This is a genomic window from Streptococcus sp. 22.1, assembly GCF_016648645.1.
Classification (GTDB): Bacteria; Bacillota; Bacilli; order Lactobacillales; family Streptococcaceae; genus Streptococcus.
Genome location: NZ_JACLQK010000039.1, coordinates 1 through 3,934, shown reverse-complemented (window position 1 = coordinate 3,934; position 3,934 = coordinate 1). Strand labels below are relative to the sequence as shown.

Below are 3,934 nucleotides of genomic sequence, written 5' to 3'. Positions count from 1 at the left end.
GTTCATATACTTTACCTATATTATAACTTGAAGACTCTGGATCAGATTTATTTAAAAAATAAAAAGATTTTTGTGACAATGTTGCAATATTACTCTTTTTCATCTTATTGTCCCTCCAGAAAAAGAATTATTTTTTATTTTTTTCTTTGATTAGTGTTATAAACTCCCCGAAATTTTCAAGGATCATAAGCTCCCTCATTGTACAATCAATTGAAAATCTGTTTTTTAGAACAAACAATACTTCGACTAACTGCAAAGAAGTCCCCCCTAATGAATAAAAAGTATCTTCTTCCTCTGGTATCTCAGTAATATTTAGAACTTGTTTCCAAACATCCAATGCAATATTTTTTTCATTTACAACCATATTATTCTCCTAACTTTTTTAAATAATTTTTAAGATAATTATTATCAATTTTCCCATTTTTATCAACTTTAATTTTATCAATTGTGATTATTTTTTGTGGGATCATATATCTTGGTAATAACACTGAAAGTTGGTCTCTGAGTTTATTTTTATTAATCTCACTTTCAATAAAAGTAATAATTTTACCATTATACAATATTGTTTTAAATATTATTGAAGTTAATATTTTTGAGATCTCGTCATCAATCTCTTGCACAGATACTCGATATCCGTTACACTTTATTTCCTCTTTAAGTCTTCCTAAGTAATAGTACTCACCGTCAATAAGTTCTACTAAATCACCTGTTTTGTAGTACAGTATATTATCAACCTTAACAAATGGAGAACTCTCAAATTCTGATTTATTAATATAACCTTTACTTATACTTGTTCCACTAAGTATTAATTCTCCTCGTTTAGTACCCGATTCTTCTATTTTTAGATCAATTTTTGCAGATACATTTGGAATAGGCTTACCAATACTAATTAACCCCGTTCTCTTTATATCCTCGAGAGACAATTTCTTCACGATACACCCCACTGTAGCTTCAGTCGGACCATATTCATTAAAGAAGGTACTATTAGGAAAAGATTCCATCCATTTTAATAAAATACTTATTTTTAACTGCTCCCCTCCTATTACAAACGTGTGTCTATTTCTATTTAGTGAGTCTGTAACTCCCATTCTAGAGAGTAAACTTAAATGTGTAGGCGTAATTTTAAAAAGACAATTCGCGCTTGAATTTTTCATGATTTCTGCTAAATCATCTAATTCTGAAAAAAGAGTACTAATTTTAACTGTCGTTTTATTTACTAAAGGAAACAAAAAACTTGTAATTGTTGCATCAAAGGATATTGGTCCATGCATTATTGAAAAATCAATCTTTTCTCGACCATATTCCATCATACACCACTTAAGATAATTTTCAAGATTTCGATATGTAACTTCAACACCCTTAGGAAAACTTGTTGTTCCACTTGTAAAAAGAATATATGCAGTATCATTTTTACTCACACCAAAATCAGGAAAGTACAAATCCTTTGTTCCGAAGTCTCTAGAAATCTCCACCATGATAATTTTGTTAGTTGAAATTATTTTGTGGGGCACATCAGAAATTTTATCGGTCATAATGGCTTTAAAATCAATCATTTTTAAAATTCTTTCTGACCTAGTATAGAAATATTCTGAATCTAGTGGAATAAAAACGACTCCAGAAATTATACATGCCAAAACAACTACAACTTGATCAATACTTCTAGGAATCAATATTCCCAAATAGTCTCCCTTAACTATGCTATTTTCTTGAAAAATACGCAAAATATAGCTAACCATGCTACCTATTTCATTATATGACAACTTTTCCTTCTCTGATATTAAACCTAGTTCAGAACTAGATGAACATAAATTTGATTTTAGTTTTTTTTGAATATTCAAATATCTCTCCTCCTTTCTAGAAGATTCATCTCAGAATATTTTTCTAGCTTTATCTTAAAAGTAGAAGCTAATTGACTGATCACATCCAGACTAAATATGTTCGTATTAAATTCCCACTTCATAACATAACCATTTTCAAGAATAGCAGAATTAACTGTTAAACCGAATTTATTATAAGAATCATTCAAGTCTATAATTTCTAATTCACTTTGACTTTGTAACTCTATATTCTGTAATATAAACATACTTTCAATTACAATATCAAGTGGATTCTTTCTTTTGAAATTATTTATAATAGTTGCAAAATCAATATGTGATTCTTCTAAAGCTCTTATCCAACCTTCACGATTTATTTGGGCTAAAGTCGAAAAATCAGAACTAATAATTTTATTTTTTAAAATTATTGTATTTACATAGAAACCTATTGATTTATGAAATTTATTTTTTCTCATATCAATTGGTGTTGTCAAATAGATTTCAGATCTGTTAAATTCTTCACTCAACACTATTGAAAAAATTAACTGTAATCCCATAAATAGTGTTATTTTCTCTCGGCTACATACTTTGTTGAATTTTTCAATTAAAGAATGATCAATTGTAATTTGATACATATCATTTTTTAAAATATTTTGGCCACTTTTACCTACCATTTGTGAAGCATCTGATAATAATGGAGTCAAATTTTTCAAATAATCTTTCCAAAACTTTATTCCTTGAGACTTATCATCTTTCTTCTTAAGTTTTTTTTCAACAAAAGCATATTCTCCAATTTGAGATATTCCGTCAAAAACTTCAGGCTGGTTCGATACCAACTGTGTAATGAATAATTTCTCAGAAATGCCATCAAAAATGACATGGTGTAATTTACAATATAAATATAACTTCTTGTCAACTTGACAGATATAAAATTTAGATGACCATTTTTCTAAATCAATTTTTTCTACTTTCTTTTTATTAAGCCAAGTAAAAAAATCGGATTTGTTAGAAAAATATTTATCGACGATTCCATCTTTTTCGGCAACAGACATTGGTTTAACACACTGAAATAGCGTGCCATTTTTATATAGAAAATACTCTCTTAAACTCAAATTATATTGTATTATTTTTTTCAATTTAGCTCGTAATTTATTTCTATCAAATAATTTGCTGACGTTATATAAATTATTAATGTTATATGGACTGCCATCGTCGAAAAAAAATTCTAGTAACCATAATCTCTCTTGCCCATAAGTACAAACAGTTTCAGAGTAAGTTTCAAATTTTGAATATAGCTGTCGTTCACTATTTAAGTTAATTTTAGTTATTTTGTCTAATATCAATACTTCAAGCTCGGAAATTTTAGGATTATCGAATATTTCACCTATGTTTAACGAGATATCAAAATATTCTTCAATTTTTTGAATTAGCCTTATTGATAAGAGAGAATTTCCTCCATTTTCAAAAAAATTAGACTCTAATGTATAGGTGTTGGCACTATTCAATATTTCCTTAAAGAATATACCTATTTTTTTTGATATATCACTATCTAATTCTGTACCTACTTCCTCATCGCTCTTTATTAACCTTATTAGAGCTTTGACGTCAAGTTTTCCTGTTCTATTTAAAGGAAATTCGTCAACTTCATAAATTTTACTCGGAAGCATGTGCTTAGGTAATGAATTTTCAAGTCTAAGATATAGACTTTCAATCACACTTTCTTTCACCATAACGTTATTTGAAAATTCTTTATGATTAACAATTCTCAATTCATCATAAAATATCTTTTGTAAATCGATAAGTTCTTCATTTGTTAAATCTAAATTTGAAATCACTATATTTATATACCCTGATTGCGAGAAATCAAAAAATGGGTAAAAATTCAATGTGGAACCATTTATTAGCTTATTTAATGAATCAACTTCATAAATAAATGTATTATTACAAAGATTAAAACTCTTTAAATCTTCTCTTATTATCGCATTACTTTGTTGCACTCGCTTTTGGAAAGGAACTTTTTTTAGAATTACATAGTCTATCTCCTCATTATTAAGTTCGGATTCAATATTTTTAAATTTATCTCTGTTATCATAAATATAGGTAATTCCTGTATCTTATAA

The 3,934-nt window shown here is 27.6% G+C and carries 3 protein-coding genes; all 3 read right to left on the bottom strand.

Translation table 11 applies throughout. The features are described from left to right. Positions 1–127: 127 nt before the first annotated feature. Genes H7U04_RS11150 through H7U04_RS11140 form a run of 3 tightly spaced genes read right to left on the bottom strand, consistent with a single transcriptional unit; the run spans position 128 to position 3,811 of the window. Entirely contained in the window at positions 128–364 is a 237-nt protein-coding gene (locus H7U04_RS11150) for an acyl carrier protein (protein WP_110981345.1), read from the bottom strand. A 1-nt stretch (position 365) separates the two neighbouring features. Then, positions 366–1,838, bottom strand: coding sequence for an AMP-binding protein (locus H7U04_RS11145; protein ID WP_110981346.1), 1,473 nt, complete (start codon positions 1,836–1,838; stop codon positions 366–368). Next, on the bottom strand, positions 1,835–3,811 hold the full coding sequence (locus H7U04_RS11140) for a condensation domain-containing protein (RefSeq protein ID WP_201059824.1): 1,977 nt from the start codon (positions 3,809–3,811) through the stop codon (positions 1,835–1,837). The genes H7U04_RS11145 and H7U04_RS11140 overlap by 4 nt, the downstream gene beginning before the upstream one ends. Between the last annotated feature and the right edge of the window lie 123 nt (positions 3,812–3,934).

Excerpts from the sequence above, each read along its gene's own strand:
- H7U04_RS11150 (WP_110981345.1), bottom strand. The coding sequence starts at position 364 with ATGGTTGTAAATGAAAAAAATATTGCATTGGATGTTTGGAAACAAGTT.